The sequence below is a fragment of the Rhodococcus sp. NJ-530 genome (genome assembly GCF_003860625.1).
In the GTDB taxonomy this organism is placed as follows: Bacteria; Actinomycetota; Actinomycetes; order Mycobacteriales; family Mycobacteriaceae; genus Rhodococcus_F; species Rhodococcus_F qingshengii.
Genome location: NZ_CP034152.1, coordinates 3,731,440 through 3,747,020, shown reverse-complemented (window position 1 = coordinate 3,747,020; position 15,581 = coordinate 3,731,440). Strand labels below are relative to the sequence as shown.

The following is a 15,581-nucleotide window of genomic DNA, read 5'->3' as shown; positions in this document are numbered from 1 at the left end:
GCCCCGAACCGGAATCCGGTTCGGGGCCTCACTGGTCAACTGACGTTCTTAGTGGAGTTCTCCACTTGAACCATCGGACTTGCCGTTGGTTCGGTTCTGGTAGTCCAGAAGGATCTGAAGCTGCTCGTGCTCAGCTTCGTGATGAGCGGCTTCGAGAGCCTCGCTCTCCTCGACTGGGTCAGCGGTGATCAGGCTACCGCTACCGGGCTTGCCGGCGAGGCCGAGCTTGTTCATCTTCTTCGGGACAGCAGCACCCTGGTACTCGAGCGGGATCGGGTGTCCGTGCTCGTCGACGGGGCCGAGCGGCTGGTGGATCTCGATGTACTGGCCGTTCGGCATCCGCTTGATGATGCCGGTCTCGATGCCGTGTTCGAGGACTGCACGGTCACTGCGCTGCAGGCCGATGCAGAACCGGTACGTCACGAAGTACGCGATGGGCGGAAGGATGACCATGCCGATACGGCCGATCCACGTCATTGCGTTCAGCGAGATGTGCAGGTGGTACGCGATGATGTCGTTGATGCAGGAGATCGTGAGCACCAGGTAGAACGCGATGGACATCGCACCGATAGCGGTACGGACCGGCACGTCGCGCGGGCGCTGCAGGATGTTGTGGTGAGCGTCGTCTCCGGTGAGACGCTTCTCGATCCACGGGTACGCGATCAACAGTGCGAAGACGAGGCCCATGATCAGGGCGACGGCGAACACTGCAGGGATCGTGTACCGGTTGAACAGGTAGATCTCCCACGCCGGCCACAGTCGAGCAAGGCCGTCCGTCCACATCATGTAGATATCGGGCTGGGAACCTGCCGAGACCTGTGACGGGTTGTACGGACCGATGTTCCACACGGGGTTGATCTGGAACAGACCACCGAGCAGTGCGAGCACGCCGAAGGTCATGGCGAAGAACGCGCCACCCTTCATCGCGAAGACCGGGAGGATGCGGACGCCGACGACGTTCTGTTCCGTACGGCCGGGGCCGGGGAACTGCGTGTGCTTCTGGTACCAGACCAACGCGAGGTGGCCGGCGATCAGAGCCAGGATGATGCCCGGGAACAGCAGCACGTGAGCGACGTAGAGACGCGGGATGATGAGGTCGCCGGGGAAGTCGCCGTCGAAGATCAGCCAGTGCATCCAGGTACCGACGATCGGGATACTCATCGTGATACCACCGAAGGCGGCGCGGAGGCCGGTGCCCGAGAGCAGGTCGTCGGGGATGGTGTAACCGAAGAAGCCTTCGAACATCGCCAGGATGAGCAGCAGGCAGCCGATGACCCAGTTCGCTTCACGCGGGCGACGGAAGGCGCCGGTGAAGAAGATGCGAGCGAGGTGAACGATGATCGACGCCGCGAACATCAGTGCAGCCCAGTGGTGAATCTGGCGAACGAAGAGACCGCCGCGCACCTCGAAGGAGATGTTCAGGGTCGTCTCGTAGGCGCGAGACATCGTGACACCACGAAGCGGCTGGTATGCGCCCTGGTAGACGACGTGTGCCATCGACGGATCGAAGAACAGCGTCAGGAACACACCGGAGATCAGCAGGATCACGAAGCTGTAGAGCGCGATCTCGCCGAGCATGAAGGACCAGTGCGTCGGGAAGACCTTGTTGATCTGCCGGCGCATGCCTGCGGCGAGGTGGTAGCGGGAGTCCATAGCCTCCGCTTGTCCAGCCGCTGCCGCGCTGATCTTGGACGGTTTGGTTGTTGTTGTGGTCACGGTCGACGCTCCCAAAATGCCGGGCCGAGTGCTTCGATGAAGTCACCGTCGGCGACCAGGAAGCCCTCTTCGTTCACTGTAATAGGCAACTGCGGAAGTGCGCGAGCAGCGGGACCGAAGATCGGCTTGCCGTAGGTCAGTGCGTCGAACTGCGACTGGTGGCAGGGGCACAGAATACGGTTGCTCTGCTGTTCGTAGAGCGAGGTGGGGCAACCCAGGTGGGTGCAGATCTTCGAGTAGGCGAAGTAATCGCCGTAGTTGAAGCTTTCCTGGCCCTTACGCTTGGTGACACGCGCGGTGTCTTCCGTGCGAAGGCGGATGAGCATCACCGAGTTACGAATGCCGCGCAGTGCTGCGAGCAGAGCGTGCTCGTCGCCACGGTCGGACTCGCGGAACGGGAAGACCGTTTCCATCGAACCGGCATCGAGATCTTCCGGGCGAACGAGGACGATGTCCTCGGGACGGCCGGTGTCACGACGCAGGTAGATGGTCTCGCCCGGGTAGTTCGGGGTCCAGCCGGACACCCACAGAGGTGAGTCGTCGCCCTTGGCCCACGGGTTCTTGATGAGTCCGCCGAGGGGCATGACCATCATGACGCCGAGTGCGCCGCCGCCGAACATCAAGCTGCGCTTGATGGCCTTGCGGCGGGGGAGGGTGGACGTCTCGAGGGTGTCGCCGAGCTCGGCGACGATCGTGCGACGATCGACCTCGGTGGAACCACCGTCGTGGCGGTCCTGGATCGAGACCTCTTCGGGGATGAACTTCTTGGTGAACTGAACGGCACCGATGCCGACGCCGAGGATCGCCAGACCCATGGTCAAGCCGATCAGCGGGGTGTACAGGCTGTACTTGCCGTAGTTCTCGTCACCGGCGCCTGCGTACTCCCAGGGCCAGAACAGGTAGATCGCGATGAACGCGATCGCCGAAACGCCGGCGAGGCCGAACCAGAAGGCGACGTTGCGCTCGGCGCGCTTTTCCGCCCTGGTGCCCTTTACCGACCAACGATCACGGCGGTAGACGACATCGACGCCATCGAGATTGGTACCCAGCTTGACCAGGTCGTCGCGTGACATCGCGTCGAGCTCTTCATCTGTGTACTTCTTAGGCGTATCGCCGCCATGCTGGCCAGCGTCGCTCATGACCTTGCTCCGATCCACAATGCTGCACCGACGACAGCGATGATTCCGACGGCCCACATGGCGAGACCCTCAGAGGCCGGACCGAGGCCACCGAGCCCGTACCCACCGGGGTCCTTCGACTCGCCCGACGACTTGACGTAGGCGATGATGTCCTTCTTCTCCTCGATCGTCAGCTGACGATCCGAGAACTTCGGCATGTTCTGGGGACCGGTAACCATGGCAGCGTAGATCTGCTGCTCGCTGGCCGGATCCAGGACCGGGGCGTACTTGCCCGAGGACAGTGCGCCACCGCGGCCGGTGAAGTTGTGGCACGACGCGCAGTTGAGCCGGAAGAGCTCACTGCCGCGTCCGACGTCGCCACCGCGCAGCGAGGACTGGGCGATTTCGCCGTTCTCGTCGCGGATGAGCGTCGGGCCGCCGCCGTTGGCCTGGATGAAAGCGCCGAGGGCGTCGGTCTGCGCAGCATCGAACTTGGGGTCCTTGCGTGCAGCCTGGGCCTCGTTGCGAGCTGCCGGCATACGACCAGAGGAGACCTGGAAGTACACGGCTGCTTCGCCGACGCCGATGAGGCTGGGACCGCGGTCCTGCACGCCCTGCAAGTTCGCGCCGTGGCACGTGATGCATGACGTGTCGTACAGCTGCTTGCCTTCACGAATCAGGGCTGCTGAATCGTCACTGGCGGTCGCAACCTGCGGAGCTGGTGTCAACGCCGAAGCGAGGAAACCTGCGCTGATCAATCCCATCATCAATACGAGCGCGCCAGTGACGCGCCGGCGGATTTTCCGCTGGCGACGCGACTTCGCGGCATTCGCTGAGTTATCGGATGCGGGAGGGGGGGATGAACTCATCTGTATCCCTTTGGTATGTCGGGACGGAACTGGACGTCAGGGGCTGCCTGGGGCGTACAGCTGATTAACGGATGAAATAAATCGTGGCAAACAGCGCGATCCACACGATGTCGACAAAGTGCCAGTAGTACGAAACAACGATCGCGGCGGTGGCCTGGGCGGGCGTGAACTTGCTGACCCGGGTACGTGCGATCAAGAAGACGAAGGCGATGAGACCGCCGATGACGTGCAGACCGTGGAAGCCGGTGGTCATGTAGAACACCGAGCCGTACACGCTGCTCGAAATCGTGGTGCCCTCGTGCACGAGGTGGTAGTACTCGTAACCCTGGCCGGCGACGAAGAACGCCCCCATGACCAAGGTGATGGTGTACCAGCGACGAAGTCCGAAGACGTCGCCACGCTCAGCCGCGAAGACACCCATCTGGCAGGTGAACGAAGATGCGATAAGCACCAAGGTCACCGGCACGGCCAGATAAAGGTTCAATTCGGTTGGCTCCGGCGGCCAATTTCCGTTCGCCTGAGCTCGTGCCACGAAGTACATGGCAAAGAGCCCTGCGAAGAACATGAGCTCACTTGACAACCACACGATGGTGCCAACGCTGACCATATTCGGCCGGTTCAGCGAGTGCACGCGTTGGGTGATTGCCGATCCTGAAGTCCCTACTGCGCTCGTCACAGACAGAAGTATGACGCTTCGTCGTAAGAGACGACCACTCGGGTCCACCATCGGCGCGTCGCTCGGCTCGAGTTCGCGGGATCGGGCGGCGAACGCGCTGGTGGCGTGGTCGGAATATGCTGGCGCGATGGCAGCTACACACAAGAGTAGACCGTGGTTCCTGAGAATTTTCGGCACGAAGATTCCGACACCGCTCGATGCAGGGCGGTCGGATCTGGTCGTCGTTGCCGAAGGCTTCGACGACGCCGAGGCGAGCTCGACGGCTCTCGAACGTGCCGCCTCCACCGAGCCGGAGTTCAGGGCGGAGTCCGAAGTGGTTCTGCGGCATCATCTCGACCTCCCGGAGGGCTCGGTAGCCGATGCCGAGAGCATCGTCGCCCAGGACGGATATGTGCGAGGCTCGAGTCGGCCCGAGGACGTGACTCCGGTGGTCGAGAATTCGGTTCGCGTCGTCTTCGAGCGTGTCCAGGTGCTTGACGCCCTGCATTGCTCCCAGGAGCGGTCACGAATGGCCGGTCTGGCGCAGCGACTCGGTGGTTCGGTCGCCGGGTGGGACGCGCTCCAGCCCCCGATACTTGTGGAGGCGCCGCCCAAACGCGGTCGCAGAAAGTCCTGAGCGGCCCTATTCGGTTTCCTCGTTACCTCACTGACTAGGCTGCGAGGGTCATCGGCAGCACAAAATGGCAGCGCGAAACGACAGCTCGAAACGACAGCTCGAAATCCAGCCCACTTGAACGACAGGGGACCAAGGCACTATGGCCGGCACCGACGCATCCAACGCCGTGAACGTCGATTCGAGTGCAGTGGTGCGGTCCTGGCCGATGATTCTCGGTTTGCTCACGGACGGCAGTGACTTGTCGGAAGCCGACAGTCGCTGGGCTATGGGCGAGATCATGTCGGACAACGCCACCTCCGCTCAGATCGCTGCTTTCGGGGTCGGTCTGAAGATGAAGGGAGAAACCCCCGCGGAGTTGGAAGGGCTCGCCGCCGCGATGCTCGAACACTCCAGGCGCGTGCCGGTCGATTCCGACGTCGTCGACATCGTCGGCACGGGTGGTGACCGCTCCAACACGGTGAACATCTCGACGATGGCCTCGATCGTGGTTGCCGCGTCCGGTGTGCGAGTTGTCAAGCACGGCAACCGCGCTGCTTCGTCCAAGAGCGGTGGCGCCGACGTGCTCGAGGCGCTCGGCGTTCGCATCAACCTCGGGCCGGAGCAGGTTGCGAGGTGCGTCGAAGAGGTCGGCATCGGCTTTTGTTTCGCGCCGGTCTTCCATCCCGCACTGCGCTTTGCGGCGGTCCCTCGCAAGGAAATCGGCATTCCGACGGCATTCAACGTGCTCGGTCCACTGACCAATCCGGCTCGTCCGCGTGCCGGGCTGATCGGGTGCGCATTTCCGAAACTGATCTCGGTCGTCGCGGGAGTCCTTGCGCAGCGCGGCAATTCGGCGTTGGTGGTACGGGGAGACGACGGACTGGACGAACTGACCACATCGACGACGTCGACGGTTCACATCGTCGGCGGTGGAAGTGTGCGAACTGTCACGCTGGATCCGCGTGACCTCGGAATCGACCGCGTTCCTCTCGAAGAGTTGCGTGGAGGCGACGCCGAAATCAACGCCACCGTCGCCAGAACGCTGCTTTCCGGGCAGAAGGGGCCGGTCCGGGACGCGGTCCTGCTGAACGCGGGAGCAGCCATCGCGGCATTCAACGGTGTCGGCGACGATCTCGAGAGTGCGATCTCTGCCGGGATGACTGCAGCCGCTGCCGCGATCGACAGCGGCGCGGGCGCTGAACTGCTTCACAAGTGGGCGGCGCTCACCGCCGAGCTGGCCGACCAAGCCTGATCGAGGGGCTATTCACCCAGCGAGAAACCGGCCTCGACGTCTGCGCTGGAGAATGACTGGAACGCAATGTGTGTGGCGGTTCGGAGAACGCCGGGCACCTTGTTGATTCCTCCGGTGACCACGTCGGCGATCTGGGCGTGGTCACGCACTTTCACGATGGCGATCAAATCGACGTCACCTGCGCACGAGTAGACCTCGGTCACTCCGGACAGGTCGGCGACGGCCTGCGCGGTTTCCGGGATCCGAGCGGACTCGGCGTGAATCATGACGATGGCGTTGATCATTTCTCTCCTCGATTTCCCTGCGGGTTGTGATGACCCGGTGGTTTCGATCGAGCTTAGGGGTGCCGCCCCGCCGTTACGTCATCGATGTTCGGATTCGGTTCCGGCTCGGGCGAGTCGGCACCAGGCTTCCCACTTGCCGGCGCCGCTCACAGGTTCGACGTATCCGGATGTCGCCGACACGATTCGGACACCGTCCGACGAGAGCCACCTTGCGATCAGTCCCAGTTCTTCGGGTGACGCGCCGCGGAACGGGGCGTCGTCCGGTAGGACGGTTTCGGCCGCCGCGGTGATGGCGTCGACGACGGGCATCGGGTGAGTCCCACGTCTGGCGAGCCCGGCGGACGCGAGACGCCCGGACCGGATCACCGACAGCTCCCAGCCGCCGTCTCCGGTGGGGCGGGCGAGAACGAGTTGTTCGATCGCCGCGACTGCGGCGAGTCGCTGAGTGCGCCGCACTGCGGTGGCGACTGCGACCGTTCGGTCACGCAGACGCGCAGCATTCTCGAACAACGCGTGTGCGGACAGCTCGTCGATCCGGGCCTGCATCTGTTGGAGGGGAGCGTCGTTGGTTCCTCGGAAGAATCCACGCACGGCCTCAGGGGCGGCCGCGTAGTCCTCTGCGTTGATTTCCGGGGTCCAGGAGGCTGGACACGCCCCCAGTTCGCGAGCGGGGCAGTCAGGGCCGTGAACGGCGCCGCGTCCGAGACGCTTGGTACACGTGCGCAGACGACTGAACTCTGCGACGGTGTCGGCGACGTCGACTGCGTCGGCGCGAGAGGTGAACGGGCCGATCGAATCGGCCGTGGGCTTGCGAACCACGGACAGTCTCGGAAACGCCTCGTCGGTGAGGGTGATCCACCAACCTCGCTTGGGAAACTTGGAGCGACGGTTGTACGGCGGCGCATGCGCGCTCAGCAGTCGTAGTTCACGCACCCCGGCTTCGAGAGCGTGCGCGCACTCGACATGGTCCACGCGGGTGGCCAGCGCGACCATTTCCTTCATCCGGCCGCGGGTCTCCGAACCGGTGAAGTAGTTGCGGACGCGGCGTCGAAGGTCGGTAGCAGTTCCTATGTAGAGGGCTTCGTCGGAAGGACCGCGGAAAAGGTAGACACCGGGGCTTCGCGGCAGGTTTGCGGCGAAGGACCGTTTGGCCCGTTGATGCGAGGAAATGTTGGGCAGGTAGTCGACTAGTTCGCTGTAACTGTGGACACCCTGGTTTCCGACCCTGTCGATCAGTCCGTGGAGGACGTCGACGGTCGCACGCGCGTCGTCGAGAGCCCGGTGCGTCGGCTGGGTGGTCACTTGGAAGAGATGGGCGAGTGCGGAGAGTTTCACCGAAGGTGCTTCGTCGCGTGTGAGTACGCGCCGGGCGAGTTTGACGGTGCACAGGACACGGAACGCAGGCCACGGGCGCGCGCTGCGTGACGCCGCTGCTTTGAGGAAACCGATGTCGAACGGCGCGTTGTGTGCCACCAGCACCGCGCCCTCGGCGAACTCGAGAAATGCAGGCAGGACACGTTCGATGGGAGGTGCGCCGATCAGCATGGCCGTGGTGATTCCGGTCAGTTCGACTATGTAGGGCGGAATCGACCGGCCGGGGTCGACGAGTGTTGCCATTTCGCCCAGTACCTCGCCGCCGCGGATCTTGACGGCGCCGATCTCGGTGATGGAGTCCTGGTCGGCGCTGCCCCCTGTGGTCTCGAGGTCGACGACGACAAATGTTGTCTCGCTCAGCGGTGTGTCCAGTTCGTCGAAGCTCAGTTGCCGCCCGACGTCGAACTTCTCCCCGTCGGAGAACGGGGGCGGAGACGGAAATTCTCGGGCCGAGGCGGGACTCACACCGCAGACAGTAGAAGTACCCCCCGACACGAATTCGAGAGTGCAGACACGGAATCCGACCCGCACGGACTTCCGTTGCGAAATCGGTCGATGAACGCCCGACAAAAGTAGGAGAGACGAGGATCACACTTGCGGTGGGAACTCGCGAATGTGGACGCGCGCCTACTTGTGAGTAGGGCGAGTCGAGGGGGTCTTCGGTGCGTCTGTCGACGGCTGAAACCGCGTCCGTGACCGGAACAAGTTCTAGTTTCAAGTAATCATCGTTGAACTGCATGGAAGATCGGATTGTCGGGTTTGGTGAGCCTTGGCAGTGGGTAGCGGGCGCGGGTTTGACGGCCTGGAGTGGGTCGCCGAACCGACCTGTTGTTATCTCCCCGTGACCCGCCGGGCGTATCGCGGGCGCGGCACCACGATTTCCGGCGAATCGGGCGCGATTGTCACGAAGCGGTCGACATCGTCGCGATCATTTCGTAACCTTCCTGAGACCTAACGAAGTCTTGCCGGACCAAACAGGACCGGCATCGTCAGGAACCGCCTAATCGGGATCTCCGCGAGGAACCCGAACCGGGAACCCAAGTTTCCACTGGGGTGAATCCCGCCTGGGGTGCAGCACGCAGGATCGCTGCAGACCACGCGGGTAGGGCTGATCTTCCCAGCCCGAACCCGTCAGCTAACTCGGTCGGCGGATGAATGGAAGAAATGGAGCACCCCTTAAGTGGCGTCACAGAGTTTCAAGCGTTCAGCGCAGTTGGCAGTAGCCGGCGCGCTCGCAGTCGGAGCATTCGCTGCAACCGCTGCACCTGCCTCGGCAGACCCCATCACCATCCCCGGCGTCGGCACGTTCGAGGTTCCGGGCGTTTCTATTCCTCAGTTGCCGGTCATTCCGGGCATCACCGACATCGCACCGGCTGCACCGGCCGCTCCCATCTCCAGTGTTGGTGAGCAGGCAGTTCGCGCCGCAGAGAGCAAGCTGGGCTCCCCGTACGTGTACGGCGCAGCCGGCCCGGACGCATTCGACTGCTCCGGTCTCGTTCAGTGGGCATACAAGCAGGCCGGTCTCAACCTGCCTCGCACGAGCTACGACCAGGCTGCAGCCGGCGTTGCCGTCGCACAGTCCGATCTTCAGGTCGGCGACGTGATCTCCTTCTACGGCGGATCGCATTCGGGCATCTACGCCGGTAACGGCAATGTCATCCACGCGTCGACCGCTGGTCAGCCCGTGAAGCTCGCTCCGGTGTCCTCGATGCCGTACGACGGCGCTCGCCGTTACTGATTTCTGAACACGCTCGACGGCTGTCTCCGGTAGGCAGTCGGAACGATCCGCCGCTGTGATGCGGCGGAGCTCGGGGGAGCTCCGGATCTTCGAATGTGGGCCTCGAATCTTCGATTCGGGGCCCACATTTTCGTTTCGCGACAATTCGCCCGGTACTTCACCCCGACACGCCTACCGGCGAGTAGACACAAACGTATGCCGTTCCGTAACCTTATCGAGACATTGCGCGGCCGAGACAGGTACTGTGGATAGTTGACAGCCAGCTAACAGATCGTCGACCGGTCCCGGTCGGCGTCGCTTCACCGAGACGGAGAGTTGCATTCCGTGGTTTCATCGAAAAACAACAGTCGAGTACGGGCCGCATTGACAGTGGGAGTGCTGGCGTTCGGACTCGTTGCAGGGCCTTCGATGCAGGCCGGTGCCGACCCCGTCATCACCAACCCCACCGAGGCGCTCGACAAGCTCGGTGAACTCTCCCGGGTTTCCGAGCAGACCAACGAAGCGCTGCACAACGCGCAGATCGACCTCGACGCGAAGCTGGCAGTCGCGAATGATGCGGACGTGCGATCGGCAGCCGATCAGGGTCTTCTCGACGCGGCTTCGGCGCGCGTCGCCGAGTTCGCTCCGGCGGTAAACCGTATTGCCACAGCGAATTACCAGGGTGCGCGAACCAATCGCCTCTTTGCGTTGATGGTGAGCGACTCGCCGCAGCAGTTGCTCGACCAGATGTCTGCGCTCGACGTGATTTCCAACGACGCGGCAGTACAGGTCTCTCAGTTCAACCAAGCCACTGCCGATGCGCGTGCCGCCTCGGAAGCGTCGAAGCGATCGGCCGAAGAAGCGCGAACCGCCGCCGATCAAGCCCGCGCGCTCAGTGACGATTTGCAGCGCAAGCAGAGTGAACTGCAGACGCAGATCGCCGACGTGACCAAAGCCTTCCAGAATCTCACCGACGACGAACGTAACCAACTGAGCGGTACGCCTTTCCCGCCGGACGTCGATCTCAGCAAAATTCTGGCTAACTTGACCCCTGGCTCGGGTGCTGCTGCTCTGCAGGCAGGCCTCACGCGGATCGGTGACCCGTACGTCTGGGGCGCGACCGGCCCGAACGAGTTCGACTGCTCAGGTCTGGTGGTGTGGGCCTACAAGCAGATCGGAAAGACTCTGCCGCGATCGAGCCAAGCGCAGGCGCAGGGCGGTGTACCGGTGTCGAGGGACCAACTACAGCCCGGCGACGTCGTGACTTTCTACAGCGACAACTCGCATGTCGGCATCTACGCCGGCGACGGAAACATTCTGCATGCGTCGACGTTCGGCGTACCGGTGAAGGTCCAGTCGATGGCAGGCATGGAGTTCTCCACTGCGCGTCGTTACTGACGGCTTGCTGCGCCCGAGCGGCGTGTGGCCAGCCGCCGTGAAGCGTCGAGTCGAGTTCTCCTACACTCGGCACCGTGCCGACTGAACCGATGACGACGCCCGACGTCGGCGCAGATCGACCACGCCGTTGGGAGTATCCGGCCCTCGTGGCGCTCGGTGTAGCCGTGGTGCTCGTTCTGGGCCTGACGATCTTCCTGACGAACAGGTCCGATTCCGACGAAAATGCCGCCGCCGAACAGGACGCGGAACGCAGCGCTCAAGTCCAGAGCTTTCTCGATGCATGGGCCGCGGCTCAGATGTCCGACGATCCGTCGGGGCTGGCGAAGTTCGTCGACAGTGCCGCCGCACCCGGTGTGCTCGAGGCGGAAGTTCGACGAGCCACTGCTGCGGGAGCGCTTGAATTCTCCGACTGGGGATACGAGATTCCCAGCGGCGGCCTGACTCCGGCGCCGCGAACCGGTGCGCCGGGCGGAGACGTCGAAGTATGGAATGCGCAAGTTCTGTTGCGGTACGCCCTCGACGGCGTCGACGCATTGCCCACGCGCAAGGCAGTGTCCATGACGCTCGCGAAACGCGGCGATCAGTGGTCGGTTCTTGCGGACGGGTCGATCGTCGGACTGGACGGCGCCCGAACGGCGGGCGAATCCTGGAACGGCCCCTGGGACTTCGGCCCGCTTGCCGTCGCCGAGAATTCTGCGCGTAACGCGCTGGTGATCGGCCACCCGGGTCAGCAGGCGTTCGTCGACGCTTTGGCTGCCGATGTGGACTCAGCCATCGAGAACACGACGCAGTTGTGGGGGCCGTGGTGGTCCGAGCGCGCGGTGCTCATGGTGGCGGGGTCCGCTGAGGAATTCACCGCACTGGTCGGCTCCCATCACGACGGCGCTTCGATTGCTGCAGTGTCGGTCGCGGATGCGACGGCGGACGGGTCTTCCGACGTGAGTGGCCAGCGGGTGGTCTTCTCGCCTGCCGCGGCTTCGAGGTTGACCGACATCACCAGGCGAACGGTGTTGCGCCACGAACTGATGCACATAGCCGCCCGATCGAAAACCCGTGACGGGTCGCCGATGTGGGTATTGGAAGGGTTTGCCGAATACGCGGGAAACCGTGGATCCTCGCGGGCCTGGGGTGAGATCGCGCCGACTCTGGCGGCAGCGGTACGCTCCGGCGATACTCCGACCGAGTTTCCGGACGACACGCAGTTCAGCGGTGTACCGGTCGTGAGTTCACTGGCGTACGAATCGGCGTGGTCGATCAACGCGTATATCGCCGATCGATTCGGAGAAGCAAAGCTGACCGACCTCTTTCGCGCTCTCGCCTCCGGAAAGATGACGGCCGAAGACCTCGATTCGCGGATCCGAGCGGTCGTTGGCGTCGGAACCGAGGAACTGCGAGCCGGATGGGTCGACTGGACCAACAGCCATCTGGGCTGAGTAGTTCGCGGCTGGGTCGATTGCAGCGGCGAGGTGCCCTTCGCACGTTTGAAGCACCGAGTGCCCTACGGTGGACGGATGCGCCGGACCCTCTTGGTGACCAACGATTTTCCTCCTCGCCCCGGAGGTATCCAGTCCTATCTCCACACGTTCGCCGGGCATCTGCCGCCGGACAAGTTGGTGGTGTACGCACCGCGGTGGCGGGGCGACTCGCACAAGAAGTTCGATGCGGCACAGCCTTTCGAGGTCGTTCGGCACCCGACGCCGCTGATGCTGCCGTCGCCTTTTGTCGCTCGTCGAGCCGCGAAGTTGGTCAAGAAGCACGACTGCGAGTCGGTCTGGTTCGGTGCGGCAGCGCCGTTGGCGTTGTTGGCACCGGTTGTTCGACGCGCCGGAGCGAGCCGAGTGATCGCGAGTACTCACGGCCACGAGGTCGGATGGTCGATGATTCCCGGTGCGCGGCAGTCGTTGCGTGTGATCGGTGACCACACCGATGCGGTGACGTTCGTCAGCAAATACACCCGTGGGCGGTTCTCGGCGGCCTTCGGCCCGCAAGCGGCGCTCGAGCACCTTCCTTCCGGAGTGGACACGTCAGTGTTCCACCCGGACTCGGTCGCCCGCGCGGAACTGCGTAAGCGATACGGGCTGGGCGAGCGGCCCACGATCCTGTGCCTGTCGCGGCTCGTGCCACGCAAGGGGCAGGACATGCTCATCAAGGCGCTGCCGACCGTACGCAAGAGCATTGACGGGGCGGTACTGGTGATCGTCGGAGGTGGGCCGTACGAGGACCATCTCCGCCAATTGGCGCGTAAGACCGGGATGGACGATCACGTCGTCTTCACGGGCACGGTGCCCGCCGCAGAGTTGGCAGCGCACCACACGATCGCCGACGTGTTCGCCATGCCGTGCCGTACCCGAGGCGCCGGATTGGACGTCGAAGGACTGGGAATCGTCTACCTCGAGGCCTCGGCTACCGGTGTGCCGGTCATCGCCGGGCGCAGTGGTGGCGCTCCGGAAACGGTGCAGCAGAACAAGACCGGGCTCGTGGTCGACGGCACCTCTGTTCGCGACGTCGCCGAATCCGTGATCGAGGTGCTGTCCGATCGTGATCGCGCGGCCGCGATGGGAGCAGCCGGCCGGGCATGGGTTGCCGAAGACTGGAAGTGGGACACGCTCGCTTCGAAACTGCGTAATCTCCTCGGCTGAGCAAACGGGACTCGAACGCGAACGGCCCGCACCGAATTCGGTGCGGGCCGTTCATGTCGGCACGTTCGTGTCGGCAGAGGGCTGATCGGCGAAAGACTACTTGGCGTAGATCTTTTCGATGTCGGCGGCAAAGCTCTCGTGCACGACGTTGCGCTTGAGCTTCATCGTGGGCGTGAGTTCGCCTGTGTCCTCGGAGAAGTCGACCGGAAGAATGCGGAACTTCTTGATCGCCTCGGCGTGTGAGACGAGCTTGTTGGCCTCGTCGATGGCGTCCTGGATTTCGCCGACCAGTTCGCCGTCCGAAACCAGGTCGGCCGCTGTGGTTCCTGCGGCCTTGTTGTTGCGCTCGTTCCAGGCGGGGAGAGCTTCGGCGTCGATGGTGATGAGGGCGCCGATGAAAGGCTTCTGGTCGCCGACCACGATGGCCTGGCTGATCAGCGGGTGCGCGCGAAGGGAATCCTCGAGCTGAGCGGGGGAGACGTTCTTGCCGCCTGCCGTGACGATGATTTCCTTCTTGCGGCCGGTGATGGTGATGTAGCCGTCCTTGTCGACGGTGCCGAGGTCGCCGGTGTGGAACCAGCCGTTCTCGATCGACTCGGCGGTCGCCTTCTCGTTGCGCCAGTAGCCGGTGAAGACCACCGGTCCCGAGAGGAGGATTTCGCCGTCTTCTGCGATACGAACGGAGTTGCCGGCCAACGGCTTTCCGACAGAACCGACCTTCTGTGCGCCGATGGTGTTGACGGCGAACGCTGCGGTGGTCTCGGTCAGTCCGTAGCCCTCGTAGATCGTGACACCGATACCGCGGAAGAAGTGGCCGAGTCGAGCGCCCAGAGGTGCACCACCGGAAATGGCCAGCTGGCACTGCCCGCCGAGCGCTGCGCGCAGCTTCGAGTACACGAGCTTGTCGAAGAGAGCGTGCTTGGCCTTGAGAACGATGCCGGCGCCGCCCTTGTCCTGCGCCTCGCTCCACGCGACGGCGGTGTCTGCGGCCGCGTCGAAGATCTTTCCCTTGCCGTCGCCGTGCGCCTTGGCGCGTGCGCTGTTGTAGACCTTCTCGAACACGCGCGGCACCGAGAGGATGAAGTCGGGCTTGAACTCGCCGAACGTCGGAACGAGGTTCGGGATGTCGCTCGTGTGCCCCAGCGCTGCACCGGCATCGAACGACGCGATGCTGACTGCGCGAGCGAGAACGTGCGCGAGCGGCAAGAACATCAGAGTGCGAACGCCAGGAGTCTTGAGCAGCGTGCCGAGGTTGGAGTCGAGGATGCCCTTCGACTCGGCAATCAGGTTGGAGTGCGTCAGCTGGCAGCCCTTGGGTCGGCCCGTGGTGCCCGACGTGTAGATCAGGGTCGCGGGATCGGATGCCTTCAGTGCAGCGACGCGGGCGTGGACGTCCTCGTCGGAGATGTCGGCGCCCAGTGCGGTCAATTCCTCGACAACACCTTTACCGCCTGCCGCGGCATCGATCTGGTACACCGTGCGCAGCGCGGGGGCGGCTGCAGCGACGTCCTTCACGGTCGCGGCATGTGCGTCGTTCTCGACGATGAGGTCGATTGCTTCGGAGTCCTCGAGAATCCAGCGAACCTGCTCGGCTGCGGAGGTTTCGTAGATCGGAACCGTCACGCCGCCGGCCGCCCAGATGGCGTAGTCGACGAGCGGCCATTCGAAGCGAGTCGCCGACATGAGGCCGACGCGATCGCCCTGCTCGACTCCGATCGCGATCAGGCCCTTGGCGACGGCAGTCACCTGAGCGGCGAAATCGCCTGCAGTGACATCGACCCATGCATTTCCGACTTTGCGCTTGTAGACAACCGCCGCCGGCTTCGTCTTCGCGAAGGCGAAGACCGAGTCGACCGCGGAGGCATCCTCGGGAATGGTGAACGTCTGGGGTGCGCTGAACTCAGGCACGAAATACCTCCGACACTGCGAAATACTGACGAGTA

General features: G+C 63.6%; 13 protein-coding genes and 1 riboswitch. Of the genes, 6 read left to right on the top strand and 7 right to left on the bottom strand.

What is annotated here, in order from left to right:
* Window positions 1-48: 48 nt before the first annotated feature.
* The 4 genes from EHW12_RS17350 to EHW12_RS17335 form a co-directional block, all read right to left on the bottom strand.
* A complete protein-coding gene (locus tag EHW12_RS17350) occupies window positions 49-1,653 on the bottom strand; it encodes a cytochrome bc complex cytochrome b subunit (RefSeq protein ID WP_007730057.1) in 1,605 nt (534 codons plus the stop codon).
* A 59-nt stretch (window positions 1,654-1,712) separates the two neighbouring features.
* On the bottom strand, window positions 1,713-2,855 hold the full coding sequence (locus EHW12_RS17345; protein WP_007730058.1) for a ubiquinol-cytochrome c reductase iron-sulfur subunit: 1,143 nt from the start codon (window positions 2,853-2,855) through the stop codon (window positions 1,713-1,715).
* Complete coding sequence (locus EHW12_RS17340; RefSeq protein WP_003941682.1) at window positions 2,852-3,703, bottom strand: cytochrome c; 852 nt, start codon at window positions 3,701-3,703, stop codon at window positions 2,852-2,854. The genes EHW12_RS17345 and EHW12_RS17340 overlap by 4 nt, the downstream gene beginning before the upstream one ends.
* A 64-nt stretch (window positions 3,704-3,767) precedes the next feature.
* Window positions 3,768-4,379: a heme-copper oxidase subunit III gene (locus EHW12_RS17335; RefSeq protein ID WP_007730060.1), complete on the bottom strand. Its 612-nt coding sequence runs from the start codon at window positions 4,377-4,379 to the stop codon at window positions 3,768-3,770.
* A 127-nt stretch (window positions 4,380-4,506) separates the two neighbouring features.
* On the opposite strand from EHW12_RS17335, the gene EHW12_RS17330 reads away from it, so the two are divergent.
* Together EHW12_RS17330 and trpD are read left to right on the top strand one after the other, a co-directional pair.
* The gene (locus tag EHW12_RS17330; RefSeq protein ID WP_042453564.1) at window positions 4,507-4,995 is read left to right on the top strand and encodes a hypothetical protein; all 489 of its coding nucleotides are present in this window, start codon (window positions 4,507-4,509) and stop codon (window positions 4,993-4,995) included.
* Between the two features lie 139 nt (window positions 4,996-5,134).
* Complete coding sequence (trpD, locus tag EHW12_RS17325) at window positions 5,135-6,226, top strand: anthranilate phosphoribosyltransferase (RefSeq protein ID WP_003941751.1); 1,092 nt, start codon at window positions 5,135-5,137, stop codon at window positions 6,224-6,226.
* 8 nt (window positions 6,227-6,234) lie between these two features.
* On the opposite strand, the gene EHW12_RS17320 is transcribed toward trpD, so the two are convergent.
* Together EHW12_RS17320 and EHW12_RS17315 are read right to left on the bottom strand one after the other, a co-directional pair.
* Complete coding sequence (locus EHW12_RS17320) at window positions 6,235-6,510, bottom strand: Lrp/AsnC ligand binding domain-containing protein (protein ID WP_003941677.1); 276 nt, start codon at window positions 6,508-6,510, stop codon at window positions 6,235-6,237.
* A 78-nt stretch (window positions 6,511-6,588) separates the two neighbouring features.
* Entirely contained in the window at window positions 6,589-8,349 is a 1,761-nt protein-coding gene (locus tag EHW12_RS17315; RefSeq protein WP_164490583.1) for a DEDD exonuclease domain-containing protein, read from the bottom strand.
* 522 nt (window positions 8,350-8,871) lie between these two features.
* A riboswitch (cyclic di-AMP (ydaO/yuaA leader) is annotated at window positions 8,872-9,050 on the top strand.
* 14 nt (window positions 9,051-9,064) lie between these two features.
* On the opposite strand from EHW12_RS17315, the gene EHW12_RS17310 reads away from it, so the two are divergent.
* From EHW12_RS17310 to EHW12_RS17295, 4 genes are all read left to right on the top strand, one after another.
* Window positions 9,065-9,622, top strand: coding sequence for a C40 family peptidase (locus tag EHW12_RS17310; protein WP_003941754.1), 558 nt, complete (start codon window positions 9,065-9,067; stop codon window positions 9,620-9,622).
* Window positions 9,623-9,946: 324 nt separating this feature from the next.
* Window positions 9,947-10,999 carry a C40 family peptidase gene (locus EHW12_RS17305; RefSeq protein WP_003941704.1) on the top strand — a complete coding sequence of 351 codons (1,053 nt, stop codon included), beginning with the start codon at window positions 9,947-9,949 and terminating at the stop codon, window positions 10,997-10,999.
* A 74-nt stretch (window positions 11,000-11,073) separates the two neighbouring features.
* Complete coding sequence (locus tag EHW12_RS17300) at window positions 11,074-12,432, top strand: hypothetical protein (RefSeq protein ID WP_241198991.1); 1,359 nt, start codon at window positions 11,074-11,076, stop codon at window positions 12,430-12,432.
* A 78-nt stretch (window positions 12,433-12,510) separates the two neighbouring features.
* Window positions 12,511-13,638 carry a glycosyltransferase family 4 protein gene (locus tag EHW12_RS17295; protein WP_125051260.1) on the top strand — a complete coding sequence of 376 codons (1,128 nt, stop codon included), beginning with the start codon at window positions 12,511-12,513 and terminating at the stop codon, window positions 13,636-13,638.
* A 96-nt stretch (window positions 13,639-13,734) separates the two neighbouring features.
* Here the strand turns inward: EHW12_RS17295 and EHW12_RS17290 are convergent, their stop codons facing one another.
* A complete protein-coding gene (locus EHW12_RS17290; protein WP_003941777.1) occupies window positions 13,735-15,546 on the bottom strand; it encodes a long-chain fatty acid--CoA ligase in 1,812 nt (603 codons plus the stop codon).
* Between the last annotated feature and the right edge of the window lie 35 nt (window positions 15,547-15,581).